The sequence below is a fragment of the Streptomyces sp. NPDC093111 genome, from assembly GCF_040683955.1.
Taxonomy (GTDB): Bacteria; Actinomycetota; Actinomycetes; order Streptomycetales; family Streptomycetaceae; genus Streptomyces.
Genome location: NZ_JBFBNW010000033.1, coordinates 20650 through 36252, shown reverse-complemented (window position 1 = coordinate 36252; position 15603 = coordinate 20650). Strand labels below are relative to the sequence as shown.

Genomic DNA, 15603 nt, shown 5'->3' with positions numbered 1-15603 from the left:
CGCGGACACGGCGGGCCGCCGGTTTAGGCGCCCGCGAGGACCCGCTCGACCGTGTCGGCCTCGGCGGCGCTCTTGTCGGGGCGGTGCCGCAGGACCCGGGCGAAGCGCAGGGTCACCCCGGCCGGATAGCGGGTCGAGCGCTGGAGCCCGTCGTACGCGACCTCCACCACGAACTCGGGCCGCACCCGCACGGTGAAACCGTCGTCGGACACGGCCAGTTCACCCAGCCGCTCCGTCTGCAGGCGCAGCATCTCGTCCGTCATCCCCTTGAAGGTCTTCCCCAGCATCACGAAGGTGCCGTCGGCGGCCCTGGCACCCAGATGCAGGTTGGACAGCAGCCCGGTCCGCCGCCCGTGACCCCACTCGGCGGCGAGCACGACCAGGTCGAGGGTGTGGACGGGCTTCACCTTCAGCCAGCCGCGCCCCCGACGCCCCGCGACGTAGGGCGCGTCGAGCGCCTTCACCAGGACGCCCTCGTGGCCCCGGGCGAGGGTGTCCCGGAAGAACCGCTCGGCGGCCTCGGCCGCGCCCGGCTCTCCGGGGTCGGCGACGACGCTGCGGCGCACCCGCAGCGGCTCGGGCAGCAGCCGGGCGAGCACCCGGTGACGCTCCTCCCCCGGCAGGTCCACCAGCACCCTCCCGTCCGCGGCGAGCACGTCGAAGAAGACGGGCGACAGCGGCAACCCGGCCCGCGCGCCCGCCACGTCGACGCGCGAACCGACCCGGGAGGCGATGTCCTGGAACGGCATCGGCCGCCCGGTACCGGGGTCGACCGCGATGACCTCGCCGTCCAGGACGAGCCCGTCGCCGCGCGTCTCCAGGGCGACGGCCACGACCTCGGGGAGCCGGTCGGTGATGTCGTCGAGCGAGCGGGTGAACACACGGACCTCGTCGCCGAGTCGGTGCACCTGGATCCGGATGCCGTCCAGCTTCTCCTCCACCACGCACGGCCCCAGCAGGGCGACGGCCTCCGTCACGCTGCCCGCGGTGTGGGCGAGCATCGGCTGCACCGGGCTGCCGACCCGCAGCGTGAACGTGCCGAGCACGGCGGCCCCCTCGGCGAGCACGGCCCTCGCGACCCGAGGCAGCGAACCGTCGAGCATGACGGCCCGCCGCACCTCCTCCGGCGCCACCCCGGCGGCCCGGGCGACGCCTTCCAGCGCGATGGCGTCCAACGCGCCCTGCCGGACCTCCCCGGACAGCAGCCGGATCAGGAACTCCTGCTCGTCGAGGGTCGCGGCCGCCATCAGCCCGTGCACGAGCGCGGCCCGCCGCGCCTGCGCTCCCGCGCCGGAGACGTCGGCCAGCTCCGTCATGACCGCGTCGGTGCCGGTGAGGGTCAGCGCCGGCTGCTCGGCGGCCCCGACGGCCGGCGGGACGACGTGCTTGAGGACGCTCCAGCCGACCCCGATCCGCCCCTGCGGAAGCCGCCCGGAGAGATAGGCGATGACCAGCGGGCTCTCCTCGGGCACGGCCTCCGCGAACAGCTCGGCCAGCAGACCGATCTTCCGCGACCGCGCCGAGGTGGCCGCGACCTCCCCCGACACCTCCGCGACCCGGGCCAGCAACATGCGCCCATCGTGCCCGCGCCCGGCCCCCGGCGCACCCCGGCCGGAGCGCGCCGGTCGGTTCCCGGAAGGGCACCCCGTCCCGCCGACGGTGCGGCGGACCCTAGCCGCGCCCCACCTCCTTGCGCCTGCGCAACCGGTCGAGCAGGCCGCGCCGGATGCGCCTCCCGGGCGGCCGGGTGACGCCCGCAGGCCGTACCGGACCGAGCGCGCCGGTCGCGGCGGCCCCGCGCCCCGCGTCCTGGCGCGCGGGCCCCTCCTCCCGCCGTACGACGGCGACGAGCGGCGTCCCGCGCCCGTCCGGGCGGGGGGCCTGGCGGTCGGCGCGGGCCTCGTCCAGGGCGAGGGCGAGACTCATCCGGTGCCAGAGGATCTCGTCCGGGTCGTCGGCGAGCATCAGGCGATCGGCCGTCTCACGGGCGGCCGGGCCGGTCGGCCGCCCCGCGGGTGGCTCGGGGCGCAGCCGGTCCAGGTAGACGCGCTCGTAGGGGTCGTCGACGACCTCGGCGACCTGGACCGGGTCGAGCAGTGAGGCGATCGCGGCCGTCCGCACCCAGGGGTCCCGGCTCGCCCGCAGCAGTGAACCGAGCCGCCGGGCCCGCCAGTTGCGCGGCCTCCAGTCCTCGTCGCCTCCGGCCCGGGAACGCACGTCCAGCGGAAGGCGGCCGGTCAGGAGTGCCGGGTGGTTGAGGGCGAACTCGGCCAGTTCCGCGGCCGGGTAGAGCCAGACGACCGCCCGGTAGCGGTTGACGTAGAACCGCAGCGGGCTGAAGTGGCCGGTCCTGGCGAGTCTGGTGAAACGCTCCCGGGTGACCGCGAGCAGTCGGGCCCCCTCCGTCGCGCCGACGACGCGGACCCGTTCGCGCAGTCCTTCGGGGAAGTCCGAGGCGGCTCTGAGGCGTTCGATCTCGCTCCGGTGCACCCGCCGGCGCATTCCGCCGCCGGGACCGTCCGGGCCGGCGGCGGGCGCGGAGCCCGTCGCCTTCCCCGGCACCGTCCGGACGATGCCCAGTTGGACGGCGAGCTGGAACTCGTCGCGCCGCAGTCCCAGCTCTTCCGCCGCCCGCCCCGGCGTCACCGCCTGCGAGCCGTTCTCGTGCGTGGTGGTGCCTACGTGCTGTGCCGTGCGGTCCTGCGTGGTGCCGGGTACGTGCGGTGCCGTGCGGTCCTGCGTGTTCATGTCGTCGGTCCTCCCCCGCGAGTCCTGAATACTCTCGGTGATGACCGTAACCGGTAGTGACTATCCTTCGCTCGGCCTGTGGATAACCTCGTCGCCGGGCAGCCGGGCCGCCACGCCCAGGTGTTCGCCCACCCGGTTCACCAGCAGCGTCATCTCGTAGGCGACCTGGCCGACATCGGCCTCGGCGGCGCTCAGCACGCTCAGGCAGCTGCCGTCCCCCGCCGCCGTCACGAAGAGCAGCGCCTCGTCGAACTCGACCATGGTCTGCCGTGGCCGGCCGGCCTTGAAGTGCCGGCCGGAGCCGCGGGCGAGACTGTGCAGACCGGAGGAGACCGCGGCGAGGTGCTCCGCGTCCTCCCGGGCCAGTCCGCTGCTCGCCCCGGTGACCAGGCCATCGTTCGACAACACCAGCGCGTGCTGTATGGAATCGACCCGACCGGTCAGATCGTCGAGAAGCCAGTCGAGTCCTCGGTCCAACGCCATTGTGTGGTCCTCCCCCTGTTGGTGCGTGTCACCTGCCAGCCTTACGCACTGTCGTGGACAGGGCAAGCACCCGTCACGACCTGCGCGCCGCTCCGGGAGCGTGACGCGCGCCGGGCCCTCAGCCCACCGAGTCCAGGAGCCGTGCCGTGTGCATCCGGCCCGCGTACTCGACCAGGCGGATCAGCACCTCCTTGCCGGAGTCGCGGTCCCTGGCGTCACAGAGCACGACCGGGGTTCCGCGGTCCAGGTCCAGGGCGCGCGAGACCTCGTGCGCGCCGTACGCGCGGGCGCCCGCGAAGCAGTTGACGGCGACCACGAAGGGGATCCGGCGGTGCTCGAAGTAGTCCACGGCGGGGAAGCAGTCCTCCAGGCGCCGGGTGTCGGCGAGGACGACGGCGCCGAGCGCCCCCTGCGACAGTTCGTCCCACAGGAACCAGAAGCGGTCCTGTCCGGGCGTCCCGAAGAGGTACAGGGCGAGTCCGGAGCGGATGGTGATGCGGCCGAAGTCCATGGCGACGGTCGTGGTGGTCTTCTGGGCCACGCCGCCGGTGTCGTCGACCGACTCCCCGGCCCGGCTGAGCAGTTCCTCCGTCCGCAGCGGCCGTATCTCGCTCACCGCGCCGACGAGGGTGGTCTTGCCGACCCCGAATCCGCCGGCGACCAGGATCTTCAGGGCGAGGGCCGTGGTGTCCACGGCGTCCGCCGGGGTGCTGTCAGAGCGCTCGGAGGCCATCGATTACTTCCCTCAGGATGCGTTCGTCAGGGAGCTGCGCGGGAGGCACCGGTCTGCTGACCCGTACGAATCCCGCTTCGAGGAGGTCGCCGAGCAGCACTCGCACGACGCCGACCGGGAGGTCGGCGTCGGCGGAGAGTTCGGCGACCGACTGGGTCTCGGCCCGGCACAGGGCGAGCAGGGACCGGTGTTCGGGGCCGAGCAGGGACTCCTCCGCCCCGCCCGGCGGGTCGTCGTCGACGACGACGAGCGCGATGAGGTCGAACCGTACGTTGCTCGGTCCGGGCTTGGTGCGGCCGCCGGTCAGGGCGTACGGCCGGACGAGCGGCCCGGCCTCGGCGTCGTACCACCGACTGCCCGGCCCGTCCTGGGGCGTGCCGGTGCTGTCCTCGTTCATGGGTGTCTCCGGGTCAGCCGGCGGCCGGTGGGGGCACGGTGAGCCGCGGCGGCGTGTGCAGGTGTTCGCCGACCCGCTTCACCAGGCGGGCCATCTCGTAGGCGATGAGGCCGATATCGGCGTGGACGGAGCTGAGCACGGCCAGGCAGGAGCCGTCGCCGGCGGCGGCGACGAAGAGGAAGCCGTCGTCCATCTCGACCATGGTCTGGCGCACTCCGCCGGTGTGGAACTGGCGCCCGGCGCCCTTGGCGAGGCTGTTGAAGCCGGAGGCGATGGCGGCGAGGTGTTCGGCGTCCTCGCGGCTGAGGCCGCTGGAGGCGCCGACGGCGAGGCCGTCGTTCGACAGGACGACCGTGTGGCGGACCTCGCCGACGCGGGCGACGAGGTCGTCGAGGAGCCAGTCGAGCTCGCCGGAGCGCTGGTGGGAGATCCTCTCGTGGTCGATCATGCGTCGTCTCCTTCACTGCCGGGGGCGCTGGATGCGGGCCGGCCGTGGTGGCCGGGGCCCAGGGGGCGTCTGCTGCCGAGCGGGGTGCCGTGGGCCGGGGTGCCGGGTGCGGGGCCGCCGCCGCGCTGCCAGCCGTCGCGGTAGGCGGTCATGCGGTCCCTGACCTGTTCGGGCGTGCGCCCGTCCGTGGCGGGCACGGGGTCCACCACTCCGTACGGGGCGGGGGTCGGTGCCTCGCGCAACTGCGGTACGAGGCTGGCCTGCCGTATCCGTCGGGGCAGGTCCGCGCTCGGGTCCGGCCCCTCGTGGCCGTCCGCCCCGGCCGGCCGCACGTCGGTTCCGTCGGTGGGCGGGGCGGGTGGCGGCGGGAGGACGGGGGCGGAGCGGGGCGGGGGCACGGCGGTCACGGGGCGGGGGCGCCGGCCGATGGCGGTGACGCCGGCAGGTGGCTGGTCCTGCGCGGGCCTGCCACCGGACAGCGGCGCTCCCCGTCCTTCCCGGGGCGTGGGAAGCGCCGGTATCCGGGGCGGGCGCGGCGCTTCGGGGTCGCGCCCGTGGGCGGCATGGGCCGGGTCGGTCACCGGGGCGGGGGGTTCTTCGCGTACGGGTGCCTGGGCGGCGTGCCGGGCCTCGGGCTCGGGCGCCTCTGGTCCGGGCCCGTACGCGGCCCGGTCGGGGTGGTCGGGGTGGTCGGGGGTGGTGGCGCTCCGGCCGGGCGGGAGGGCGCCCTGCAGTACGTCGGTGGGGAGGAGGACGACGGCGGTGGTGCCGCCGTAGGGCGAGGTGCGCAGGTGGACCCCGATCTCGTGCCGTGCGGAGAGGCGGCTGACGACGAAGAGGCCGAGCCGGTCGCTGTCGAAGAGGTCGAGCGCCTCGGACTGGGCGATGCGGGCGTTCGCGTCGGCGAGGCTGTCCTTGCCCATGCCGAGGCCGCGGTCCTCGATCTCCAGGGCGTAGCCGTTGCCGACGGGTTCGCCGCTGATCCGGACCCTGGTGTGCGGCGGGGAGAACTGGGCGGCGTTCTCGATGAGTTCGGCGAGCAGGTGGGTGAGGTCGGCGACGGCGCCGCCGACGATGGCGGTCTCGGGGAGCCGGCTGACCTCGACGCGGGCGTAGTCCTCGATCTCGGAGACGGCGGCGCGGACGACGTTGGTGAGGGGCACGGGCACGCGCCAGGCGCGGCCGGGGGCGGCGCCGGAGAGGATGATCAGGCTCTCGGCGTGGCGGCGCATCCGGGTGGTGAGGTGGTCGAGCCGGAAGAGGTCGCCGAGTTCGTTGGGGTCGTCGGCGCGTCGCTCCATGGTGTCGAGCAGGTTCAGCTGGCGGTGGACGAGGACCTGGCTGCGGCGGGCGAGGTTGACGAAGACGCCGGAGATGCCGCTGGCGAGTTCGGCACGCTCCACGGCGGCGGACAGGGCGGCCCGGTGGACGGTGGTGAGGGCCTCGCCGACCTGGCCGATCTCGTCCTGGGGGGCGGCCCCCGGCGGGGTCTCGGCCTCGACGTCGATCTCCTCGCCGGCGCGCAGTCGGCGCATGGCGGCGGGGAGTTTACGGCGGGCGATCTCCAGAGCGGTGTTGCGCAGGCTGACGAGTTCGACGACGAGGCCGCGGCCGATCCGTACGGAGATGACGAGGGAGGCGGCCACGGCCGCGAGGCCGAGGAGGACGGCGGCGCCGCCGGTGCTGAAGGCGCCTCCGCCGAACGGGTCGGTGCGGTCGGCCGCGGCCCGGTGGGCGCCCACCCGGACGTCCGCGATCCCGTCGCGCACGAAGGCGTGGGCGTCGTCCCATTCGGCGGAGGGGGCGGCCTGCGCCGCCCGGCGGCCGGGGTCGGCGGCGCGGACGCGGTCCTCGGCCGCGGTGAGGCGCCGGTAGCCGGGCTGGGCGGTGAGGTCGTGCCAGGCGGCGCGCTGGGGCGCGGGCAGGTCGGCGGTGGCGGTCTCGACGAGGGCGCGGCGGGACTCAACGGCGCCGGTGAACGCCCGGAGGCGGTCGCCGTCGAGCCGCCCGGTGAGGTGGGCCGAGCCGAGGAGGGCGTCCTCACGGGCCAGCATCTCCCCCGCACGGGCGAGTTCGAGGAGGACGCGGGCGTCGGATCCGGCCTGGGGGTCCTGGATGCCGGTGAGCGCGCCGTCGACGCCGAAGCCGGCGGAGACGGCGGAGGTGTACGCGGCGTAGACCTGGTCCCAGTCGGCGCGGCCGTCGACCGCGGCGGTGCGCAGGCGGCCCAGTCCCTCGGCCCGCGCGACGAAGGCCGCGACCCGGCCGGAGACGTCCGCGGGAAGGTTCCCGGCGTCGCCGACGGTGTGCCGGGCGTCGAGGCGGAGCCGGGCGACGGCGGTGTCGGTGCGCGCGATCCGGTCCTTGAGCTCGGCGGCGCGCCCGGCTCCGGGGGCCGCGACCTGGCGTACGGCGGCCCGGCGTTCGTCCTGGAGGGCGGTGACGGCGGCGGCGACGGGCTGCCGGATGTCGGCGTCGACGGACTGGAGGAGGCGGAGGCGGGCGACGTCCTGGGCGGTGGTGACGGTGGCGAATCCCCACAGGGCGAGCAGGGAGACGACGGGGACCATGAGGAGGGAGACGATCTTGGCGCGGACGGTACGGGGGCGCAGCCCGCGCAGGTGACCGCCCGCCGGGGCGCCCGACCCGAGGCCGCCGGGGCCTCCGGAACCACCGAGGACACCGGAGCCGCCCGAGCCGCCGAGGACCCCGGAACCGCCGAGTCCTCCGGAACCGCCTGGGCTACCGGTGCCCCGGGTGCTGGTGGGTGCGGAGGCCGGGACCGCGGTGGGCGGGCGGGCGCCAGTGGGCTCGGTCCGTACCGTCTCGTCGGCGGGCCGTCCGGCGTGCGCGCGGCGTCCGCGGGTCGCCGTGGACGCCTGTGGCGGGGCCTCGGCCTCCGGGGTCTTGCGGGGAGTTCGCATGGCCTCCTCGTTCCTTCGTACACGGCCTGCCGGTAAGGGGCGGTCCGCCTGGTGCTCGGGGCTTACGGTGCGGGGACGGCGTCTGCGGCGACCTGGCCGCCGTCGCCCCGTGCTGGTTGGCCCTGCGGGGCCCGCGAGGGGGTGGCCCTGGCGCGGGTCGCCCCTGTGGTCGATCCGATCCGCGCCGCGCCGTGGGCCGCGTCAGGCGCGCACGTGTCGCGGGTCCGCGGGGGTGTCGTCGACCGGGCCGGACGGGTAGGCGCGGCCGGACGGGGCGGTGTCGCCGGTGTCCCGTGGTTCGGGGCGGAAGCCGGGGGGTGCGACGTCGACGGCGCGGTCGTCGGGTTCGGTGAGGCGGCCGGCGGAGGCGTAGGCGGCGCGTTCGCGCGCCGTCGGGGAGAGGGCGACGAAGGCCGAGGTGATGAAGAGGTAGGAGCCGAGACCGACGGCGAGCGGGAAGATGAACTGCATGGCGGAGGCGCCCGGGAGGGGGGCCGCCGAGGGCGTGACCTCGACCCGGACGGCGAGCATGCCGGTGTAGTGCATGCTCGTGACCGCGGCTCCCATGACGAGCGAGGCGAACGCCACGGCCACCGGGGCGTGGATGTTGAGCGCCGCCCACAGGGCCGCCGTGGCCGCCACGACCGCGATCAGGACGGAGAGGGCGACGAGCATCGGGTCGTACCGGATCTGGCCGTGCAGCCGGAGGGCGGCCATGCCCATGTAGTGCATGCTCGCGACGCCGAGGCCGGTGGTGAGGCCGCCGATCAGGAGGGAGCGGCGGCTGTCGCGTCCGTATCCGACGGCGAAGACCCCGACGCCCACGACGCCGATCGCGATGAGCAGGCCGAGGAGGGTGAGCGGGGCGTCGAAGCGGATGTCGGTGCCGGTCACGCCGAAGCCGAGCATCGCGACGAAGTGCATCGTCCAGATGCCGGTGCCGAGGGCGGAGGCCGCGGTGAGCAGCCAGTTGCGCCGTGAGCGGCCGGTGGCGTCGAGGGCGCGTACGGTGCAGCGCAGGCCGAGGGCGGCGCCGATGCAGGCCATCGCGTACGACAGCACGGGGGTCAGCCAGCCGAAGGTGGCGTGGTCCAGGTGTCCCATGACTCAGGGACGCTAGTGCGCCCCCAGGGGCGCACAAGGGGCGCATTTCGAAAGCTGTTGGAATATGACAGAGAGATGTTCCCGAACGATCACGGCGCACTCGAACGTGCACACAGAACGTTCACTCGCGCGGGGCGGAACCTCACGCCTGTGGGTGACGGCCAGGTAAGCGATCATGGGGCGCATGAGCGATGACCCCACACAGGTACGCGAGTTCTTCGGCGCACGGGCCGCCGACTGGGACTCCCGGTTCCCCGACGACGGCCCCGCCTACGCCGCCGCCGTCGCCGACCTCGGGCTGCGCCCCGGCGACGCGGTGCTCGACGCCGGCTGCGGCACCGGCCGCGCACTGCCCCCGCTGCGCGAGGCGGTCGGCCCGACGGGCACCGTGATCGGCGCGGACCTGACCCCCGAGATGCTGGGCGAGGCGGTACGCGCCGGGCGCGCGCGGGCCGCCACGCTGCTCCTCTCGGACGTCGCCCGCCTGCCGCTGCGCGCCGGGGCGCTCGACGCCGTGTTCGGGGCGGGGCTCATCTCGCACCTCGCCGATCCGGTCGCGGACCTGCGGGAGCTGGCCCGGGTGGTCCGGCCCGGCGGACGGCTCGCGCTCTTCCACCCGATCGGCCGCGCCGCGCTCGCCGCCCGCCACGGGCGCCGGATCACCCCCGACGACCTCCGCGCCGAGCCCAACCTCCGTGCCGTACTGGCCGGTTCGGGGTGGGAGCTGGGCAGCTACGTGGACGAGGACGACCGCTACCTGGCCCTCGCGGTACGCCGTTCGGAGTGACTGGCGGTGTGACGGAGTGACGGTCCACCCGATCCGGTGATCACACTTATGCCGCGAGGAAGCCTTTCTGACGATCCGACAGGAACGCGGCCCGGCCATGCGGTCGCGCCGCAGGACGGCAGGAAGGCGACAGATGGCCCGCAACAGATGGACGAGCGGCGCGGCGCTCGGGGCGATGGTCCTCGGGACGACCGCCCTCACCGGTTTCGCACCCCCCGCGGACGGCGCGGCACGGGACGGGGCGGCCACGGCCCGGGACCGGGAGGTCCGGGCGGCCGTCGCGGCGGGCGTGTTCAGCACCGGCCCGACGGACCGTACGGGCGGCCGGCCGGCCGGGGGCCGCACCGGGACCGCCCACGAGGAGGGCGACGCCGCCGAGGACTTCGGCGCCGACTACGTGCGCCACCGGGTGGCCCGGGTCCTGCCGGCCGCGCTCGCCCCGATCTGCGGCAGCGCCTACGGGCAGGAGGTGACGTTTCCGCTCTTCGACGACGTCACCGTGCAGGCGGTCGAGACGAAGCGGAGCACCTTCGGCTCGCTGCTGGTCTGGCACGGCACCGTGACCGGCACCACCGACCAGGACGTCGTGCTCACCCTGGAGGGCGGCTGCGACCGGCAGCCCGGCAACGAGATCCTCAGCGCCCAGTTCATGATGGGCGGCGACCTGTACGCGGTGGAGTCGCTGGCCAAGGGCCGGGTCCTGGTCACGCAGACGACCCCGCTCACCGACGAGGACGAACCGGTCGTCCTCGTCCCGCCGGCCACCCGGCCCGTCACGGGCGGCCGGCCCGCCCAGGACTCCGCGATCGCCGGCGCGGTGCTCTCCTCCGACGAGGCCGCCCGGGCGGCCGCCGCCTGCAAGGCCGGTCAGGGCTACTCCCTGGTCGACGTCCTGGTGGGCTACACGCCCGGCGCCCGGACCGAGGCCGGTGGCGACGCGCAGATCAAGGCCGCCGCCGCGCGCGGCATCGCCCTCGCCAACGAGGCCTTCGCCGAGAGCGGCGTGAAGACCCGGGTCCGGCTGGTCGGCACCGCGCTGGCGAGCGTCTCTGCCTCCCTCGACGGCGTCACCAACTCCCTGCTCTCCGCCGTCGCCACGCCCACCGACGGCGTCGCCGACAACATCCCGCAGCTGCGCGACCAGTACGGCGCCGACCTGGTCTCCGTCATCGCGGCGGGCCGCGCCGCGGGCGGCCTGGGCTACACCCCGCCCGACCCCGGGCCCTCCACGGCCGCCTGGGGCTACTCCGTGGTCGGCAAGAGCGCCATCGCCCGCTTCTCCATGGGCCACGAGATCGGGCACAACCTGAGTGCGGACCACGACCGCGTCACCCAGCCCGTGCAGCCCGAGAACGGCGCCACCGGCTACTTCCCGGCCAAGGGCGAGTGGTCCTCTCTGATGGCGTACGAGTCGAGCTGCCGCAAGGCGACCAAGGGTGTCTGCACGCGGATCAACCGCTTCAGCAACCCCAAGCAGACCTACCGCGGCCTGCCGCTCGGCGTCCCGTTCGGCAAGCCCGACTCGGCCGACAGCACCGACGTGCTGAGCCGCACCGGCAAGGCCGTCGCCGCCTACCGTGCGGCCAAGACCTCCGACGCGCTGTGCGCGGTGACGACCTCGGTCGCGCCGCAGGGCGCCGGCACCGTGACGGCCGGCACGCCCGGCCCGTACCCGCAGGGCACCAGCTCCACCTACAACGCCGCCGCGAACAGCGGATACGTCTTCTCCGGCTGGAAGCTGGACGGCAAGGCCGCCCAGGGCGGTGCCACCGGCTTCCGCGCCCCGGCCGGCGACCACACCCTCGTCGCCCAGTTCAAGAAGGGCACCGCCCCCACCTCCACGGTCACCACCACGACCTCCGGCAGCGGCACGGTGAAGAAGGCCCCCGCCAAGCGCGCCGAACTGGAAGGCGCCGACCTGCTCTACCAGGCCGTCCCGGCGCCCGGCTGGGACTTCGCGGGCTGGGTCCTCGACGGCTCGAACGCGGGCGACGAGGACACCATCGCGCTCGACGTCGGCACGGACGACATGCGGCTCACCGCCCTGTTCGAGCAGAAGCGGCACCGTCTGGACGTCGTCGAGCGGGGCCGCGGAACGGTCGCCCTCTCCCAGGACGGTCCCTACTCGGACGGCGACACCGTCACGGCCACGGCCACCCCGGCCCCCGGCTACGTGTTCAAGGACTGGCTGCTCGACGGCAAGCCGTACGGCGGCGACGAGGACCGGTCCAAGGGCGAGACCGCGATCCTCTTCGAGCAGGAGGGCCACACCCTGACGGCCGTCTTCGAGCGCGGCTGACCCGAGGGGCGCGCGGCACGCCGCGCGCCCCCACCCGCCCGTCGGGATGTTCCGGCGACAGCTCTCGACGGGCGGGTTACTCACTGGTTAGGGTGCGCCGACGACCAGATGGGGAGGCTGCCGTGGGTGAACCGGAATCCGCCGTGACCGGCGCGGCGGACGGCGACGACGACGCGCTGTTCGTGCTGACGGCGGCGCTGCTCACGCCCGCGCGGTTTCCCGCCGTGCTCGGGGACGACTACCCGGCGGCCTGCGCCGCCCTGGGGCTCGAACCGTACGCCGAGGGCTACGGGCTCGTCCTCGGGCAGGACGGGACGGGTGCCCGGTGGACCGTGATCGTCGACGACGTGTCGCTCGTGGCGGTGGCCATCTCCTCCTGGGACTGCGGGATGGAGTACGACCTCTCCCCCGACGAGCGCTCGGTGGTCTCCGCGCTCCCCGGCTGGCCGCTCGCGGTCGCCGCGGCGGCGCAGGGCCTTCCCGCACCCCACGACCCGGAGCCGGAGGAGGGCGCCCCGGCGCCGCTGGCGCCGCCGGACGAGGGCGCGTGGGGGCCGGCCCAGCGGCGGCTCGGCGCGGACATGGTGGCCCTCCAGTGGGCCGAGTGGCGCGGGCGGATGGACTCCGCCGAGGAGGGGGACCGGGAGGCCGAGGGGGACGGGCAGGCCGCCGGGACCTCCGTCGCCGCCCCCGGCGACGGCGTACGCCGGGCGCTCGCCGAGCTCGACGCCTACCTGGAGGAGGCGCCGCCCGTCGGACGGGTCCGGTCCAGCTTCGCCGGGGGTGACACGCGGACGCTGCGCGCGGACGGGCCCGGCTGGTCGCTGGTGGCACGGACCGGCGACATGGCCTTCGTCCTCCTCGACGCCGAGCCGAACGAGGTGCTCCCGGTGACCCCGGGCCCGAAACTGCCCGCGTTGCTCGAAGCACTCGACGCGATGGCGGTCCGGCCTTCGTAGGTCCTTCGGCGCCTCCCTCGTGGAGGCTCCCTGCCCGGCCCCTCCCGCGGGGGCCCTCTCAGGCAGCGGGACAGGGCCCCGAGCGCCACATGGCACGGCGGTCCGAGGTGTGGCCCGGCCCCATGGTCGGGTGATCGGCGTCCCGCGCACGATGTGGCGGCACGCCGAGGTGTACGCCGACGCGCCACGGCGTGCCCCGGCGCTCGTCCGTGCGGCGCCGGGCATCCGTACCGTCGTCCCACCGGAGGCCCACCATGCGCCTGTCCCCAGGCGTTCCACTGCTCGCCGCGCTCCTGACGGGGCTGACCGTCCTCGGCCCCGCGGCTCCCGCCGGGGCCCGGGTCCCCGGACACTGCGCCCACCAGGACCGCCTGGCCGTGCCGGGCGCCGAGCACCAGGAGTCCGCCTGCCTGACCGATCTGACGACCGCGGGGCTCGCGGGCACCCCGTACACCGACCTGGCCGACCAGGCGGGGCTGTCGGCGAAGGGGACGCGCAACCCGTCCGGTGTCCCGGGGGTCCAGATCGACGGCTACTTCCCCGACGACTCCCGGTCCAACGCCACCCACGGCTGGGCCCATGACGCGCAGTTCGTGATCCGGCTGCCCGACGACTGGAACGGCGGCCTCGTCGTCACCGGCTCCCCCGGCACCCGTCGGCAGTACTCCTCGGACGCCCTGATCTCCGACCAGGTCCTCGCCCAGGGCTTCGCCTACGCGGCCACCGACAAGGGCAACACGGGCGCCGACTTCTTCACGGACGGGCGGGAGCCCGGCGACGCGGTCGCCGAGTGGAACCGCCGGGTGACCGAGCTGACGAAGGCAGCGAAGAAGGCGGTGCGCCAGCGCTACGGGAAGGCGCCGCGGCGCACGTACATGACAGGCATCTCCAACGCCGGCTACCTGACCCGCTGGCAGCTGGAGAACCGGCCCGAGCTGTACGACGGGGGCGTGGACTGGGAGGGCGTGCTGTGGACGACCCGCGGCCCCAACCTCCTGACGAGCCTGCCGGTCACGGTGGCCCGCACCTTCGGCACCGCCTCGGACGAGGACCTGATCCGGGCCGGCTTCGCGCCCGGCTCGCGCTTCCTGTGGCCGTACCACGAGAAGGCGTACTGGGGTCTGACGCAGAAGATGTTCCGCGCCGAGTTCGACCCCACGTACGACCCGAAGTGCCCGGGTGCGACGGCCGGCACGACCGTGCCGGAGATCCTCGCGCCGTGCGCGTCGGACGCCTCGTACGACTACGCGGCCCGGCCGGCGGCGGTCCGCAGGGCGGTCGCGAAGGTCGCGCTGACCGGCCGCATCGGCAAGCCGCTGATCACGCTCCACGGCGACCTGGACACGCTGCTGCCCGTCGCCACCGACTCGGACGTGTACGCGCGGATGATCGACGGCCGGGGGCGCGGTGCGCTGCACCGCTTCTACACGGTCCAGGACGGCACGCACACGGACGGCCTGTACGACACGTACCCGGACAGGCTGCGTCCGATCCTGCCCTGCTACCGCTCGGCGTTCACGGCGCTGACCCGCTGGGTCGAGGCGGGCGCGACCCCTCCGGCGGACCACGTGATCGCGCGGCCCGCGACGGGCGACGTGGTCAACTCCTGCTCCGTAGAGGGGTAGTGGCCCGGTAGCGCGGCACCGCCCCGGCAGGCGAGGTCCGGGGCGGAGCACCGGCACCGCCCCGCACGGCGCAATGATCATCCGCCTGCGGGGCGTGGGCTATGTTGGAACACGAGCGACGTGAGAGGGAGGTCCGCCGGTGTCATCGGGGCAGCAGGCACGCGCACAGGCAGCCGCGATCACGCCCGGCGGGAACCCGCCGGAGCAGGAGAAGGCGCCCGCCGACCGGCTGCTCGCGCTCTTCGACGGACGCCGGCTCTCCCCCGGCCAGCGGCGGATCGCCCAGTACCTGATCGACCACCTCACCGAGGCCGCCTTCCTCTCCATCACCGAGCTCGCCGAGCGGGTCGGCGTCAGCCAGCCGTCGGTGACGCGCTTCGCGGTCTCCCTCGGATTCAGCGGGTATCCCGCCCTGCGGGACGTGCTCCAGCCCATCGCCCTCAGCGCGGTGGCGGGCACCCCCGACAGCCGCGAGCAGATCCGGCAGAACGAGCTCCAGGCCGCCGTCGACGCGGAGATCGAGAACCTGGAGAGCGTCCGGCGCCTCCTCGCCGACACGAACCAGGTCCTGGAGATCGGCCGCGAGCTGGCACGCTCGGTCCCGCTGACCGTCCTGGGCCTGCGCATCTCGGTCTCGCTCGCGGAGTACTTCGCGTACGCCGCCCGCCGCATCCACCCGGACGTGCGCCTGGTGACCCGGGGCGGCAGCGTGGCCTTCGACGCGCTGCTCCAGGCCCGGGCGGCGGGCGGGGGCTGGGTGCTGGCCTTCGCCATGCCCCGGCACGCCCACGAGACCCTGGCCGCGCTCCGGGCCGCCCGCAGCGCCGGCCTACGGGTCGTGCTGATCACCGATCCGACGGTCGGCCCGCTGGTGGAGGAGGCCGACGTGGTGCTGACCGCCGGCACCGGCTCGCGGCTGGTGTTCGACTCGTACGCGGCTCCGGGCATGCTCTCGGCCGCGCTGCTGCAGGCCATGGCCGACGCCGATCCCGAGCGCACCCAGGCCCGCCTCGAACAGTACGAGCAGGTCGCAGACCAGCACGGATTCTTCCTGTAACAGCAGGTCGGGCGGGTGCGGAGGCCGTCTCCCGGCAGG

At 74.9% G+C, this 15603-nt stretch carries 13 protein-coding genes; 5 read left to right on the top strand and 8 right to left on the bottom strand.

What is annotated here, in order from left to right; genetic code table 11:
- Positions 1-23: 23 nt before the first annotated feature.
- From AB0Q96_RS36820 to AB0Q96_RS36785, 8 genes are all read right to left on the bottom strand, one after another.
- A complete protein-coding gene (locus AB0Q96_RS36820; protein WP_365333297.1) occupies positions 24-1571 on the bottom strand; it encodes an ATP-dependent DNA ligase in 1548 nt (515 codons plus the stop codon).
- Positions 1572-1671: 100 nt separating this feature from the next.
- A complete protein-coding gene (locus AB0Q96_RS36815) occupies positions 1672-2748 on the bottom strand; it encodes a DUF6397 family protein (protein WP_365333295.1) in 1077 nt (358 codons plus the stop codon).
- A gap of 60 nt (positions 2749-2808) precedes the next feature.
- Entirely contained in the window at positions 2809-3231 is a 423-nt protein-coding gene (locus tag AB0Q96_RS36810; RefSeq protein WP_365333293.1) for a roadblock/LC7 domain-containing protein, read from the bottom strand.
- A 118-nt stretch (positions 3232-3349) separates the two neighbouring features.
- Positions 3350-3964, bottom strand: coding sequence for an ATP/GTP-binding protein (locus tag AB0Q96_RS36805; protein WP_365333291.1), 615 nt, complete (start codon positions 3962-3964; stop codon positions 3350-3352).
- Positions 3945-4361 (bottom strand): DUF742 domain-containing protein, encoded by a 417-nt coding sequence (locus tag AB0Q96_RS36800; RefSeq protein ID WP_365333289.1) that lies wholly within the window; start codon positions 4359-4361, stop codon positions 3945-3947. Before AB0Q96_RS36800 ends, AB0Q96_RS36805 begins: the two co-directional genes overlap by 20 nt.
- Before the next feature lie 13 nt (positions 4362-4374).
- Positions 4375-4809, bottom strand: coding sequence for a roadblock/LC7 domain-containing protein (locus AB0Q96_RS36795; RefSeq protein ID WP_365333287.1), 435 nt, complete (start codon positions 4807-4809; stop codon positions 4375-4377).
- Positions 4806-7379 (bottom strand): nitrate- and nitrite sensing domain-containing protein, encoded by a 2574-nt coding sequence (locus AB0Q96_RS36790; protein WP_365333353.1) that lies wholly within the window; start codon positions 7377-7379, stop codon positions 4806-4808. Before AB0Q96_RS36790 ends, AB0Q96_RS36795 begins: the two co-directional genes overlap by 4 nt.
- A gap of 555 nt (positions 7380-7934) precedes the next feature.
- The gene (locus AB0Q96_RS36785; RefSeq protein WP_365333285.1) at positions 7935-8837 is read right to left on the bottom strand and encodes an MHYT domain-containing protein; all 903 of its coding nucleotides are present in this window, start codon (positions 8835-8837) and stop codon (positions 7935-7937) included.
- A gap of 184 nt (positions 8838-9021) precedes the next feature.
- Here AB0Q96_RS36785 and AB0Q96_RS36780 point away from each other — a divergent pair, with 184 nt between their 5' ends.
- The 5 genes from AB0Q96_RS36780 to AB0Q96_RS36760 all read left to right on the top strand — a co-directional run bounded on the left by AB0Q96_RS36780 (position 9022) and on the right by AB0Q96_RS36760 (position 15564).
- Positions 9022-9624: a methyltransferase domain-containing protein gene (locus tag AB0Q96_RS36780; protein WP_365333283.1), complete on the top strand. Its 603-nt coding sequence runs from the start codon at positions 9022-9024 to the stop codon at positions 9622-9624.
- Positions 9625-9757: 133 nt separating this feature from the next.
- The gene (locus AB0Q96_RS36775; protein ID WP_365333281.1) at positions 9758-11923 is read left to right on the top strand and encodes a reprolysin-like metallopeptidase; all 2166 of its coding nucleotides are present in this window, start codon (positions 9758-9760) and stop codon (positions 11921-11923) included.
- 122 nt (positions 11924-12045) lie between these two features.
- Positions 12046-12882, top strand: a complete 837-nt coding sequence (locus AB0Q96_RS36770; protein ID WP_365333279.1) for a hypothetical protein — start codon at positions 12046-12048, stop codon at positions 12880-12882.
- Between the two features lie 254 nt (positions 12883-13136).
- Positions 13137-14507: a tannase/feruloyl esterase family alpha/beta hydrolase gene (locus tag AB0Q96_RS36765; RefSeq protein ID WP_365333277.1), complete on the top strand. Its 1371-nt coding sequence runs from the start codon at positions 13137-13139 to the stop codon at positions 14505-14507.
- Positions 14508-14646: 139 nt separating this feature from the next.
- A complete protein-coding gene (locus AB0Q96_RS36760) occupies positions 14647-15564 on the top strand; it encodes a MurR/RpiR family transcriptional regulator (protein WP_365333275.1) in 918 nt (305 codons plus the stop codon).
- Positions 15565-15603 lie beyond the last annotated feature (39 nt).

What these genes read in the sequence shown, in the direction of transcription:
- AB0Q96_RS36805 (WP_365333291.1), bottom strand. Translation starts at nt 3,964, where the DNA reads ATGGCCTCCGAGCGCTCTGACAGCACCCCGGCGGACGCCGTGGACACC.
- AB0Q96_RS36785 (WP_365333285.1), bottom strand. Translation starts at nt 8,837, where the DNA reads ATGGGACACCTGGACCACGCCACCTTCGGCTGGCTGACCCCCGTGCTG.
- AB0Q96_RS36795 (WP_365333287.1), bottom strand. Translation starts at nt 4,809, where the DNA reads ATGATCGACCACGAGAGGATCTCCCACCAGCGCTCCGGCGAGCTCGAC.
- AB0Q96_RS36780 (WP_365333283.1), top strand. Translation starts at nt 9,022, where the DNA reads ATGAGCGATGACCCCACACAGGTACGCGAGTTCTTCGGCGCACGGGCC.
- AB0Q96_RS36815 (WP_365333295.1), bottom strand. Translation starts at nt 2,748, where the DNA reads ATGAACACGCAGGACCGCACGGCACCGCACGTACCCGGCACCACGCAG.
- AB0Q96_RS36765 (WP_365333277.1), top strand. Translation starts at nt 13,137, where the DNA reads ATGCGCCTGTCCCCAGGCGTTCCACTGCTCGCCGCGCTCCTGACGGGG.
- AB0Q96_RS36820 (WP_365333297.1), bottom strand. Translation starts at nt 1,571, where the DNA reads ATGTTGCTGGCCCGGGTCGCGGAGGTGTCGGGGGAGGTCGCGGCCACC.
- AB0Q96_RS36800 (WP_365333289.1), bottom strand. Translation starts at nt 4,361, where the DNA reads ATGAACGAGGACAGCACCGGCACGCCCCAGGACGGGCCGGGCAGTCGG.
- AB0Q96_RS36775 (WP_365333281.1), top strand. Translation starts at nt 9,758, where the DNA reads ATGGCCCGCAACAGATGGACGAGCGGCGCGGCGCTCGGGGCGATGGTC.
- AB0Q96_RS36790 (WP_365333353.1), bottom strand. Translation starts at nt 7,379, where the DNA reads ATGGTCCCCGTCGTCTCCCTGCTCGCCCTGTGGGGATTCGCCACCGTC.
- AB0Q96_RS36810 (WP_365333293.1), bottom strand. Translation starts at nt 3,231, where the DNA reads ATGGCGTTGGACCGAGGACTCGACTGGCTTCTCGACGATCTGACCGGT.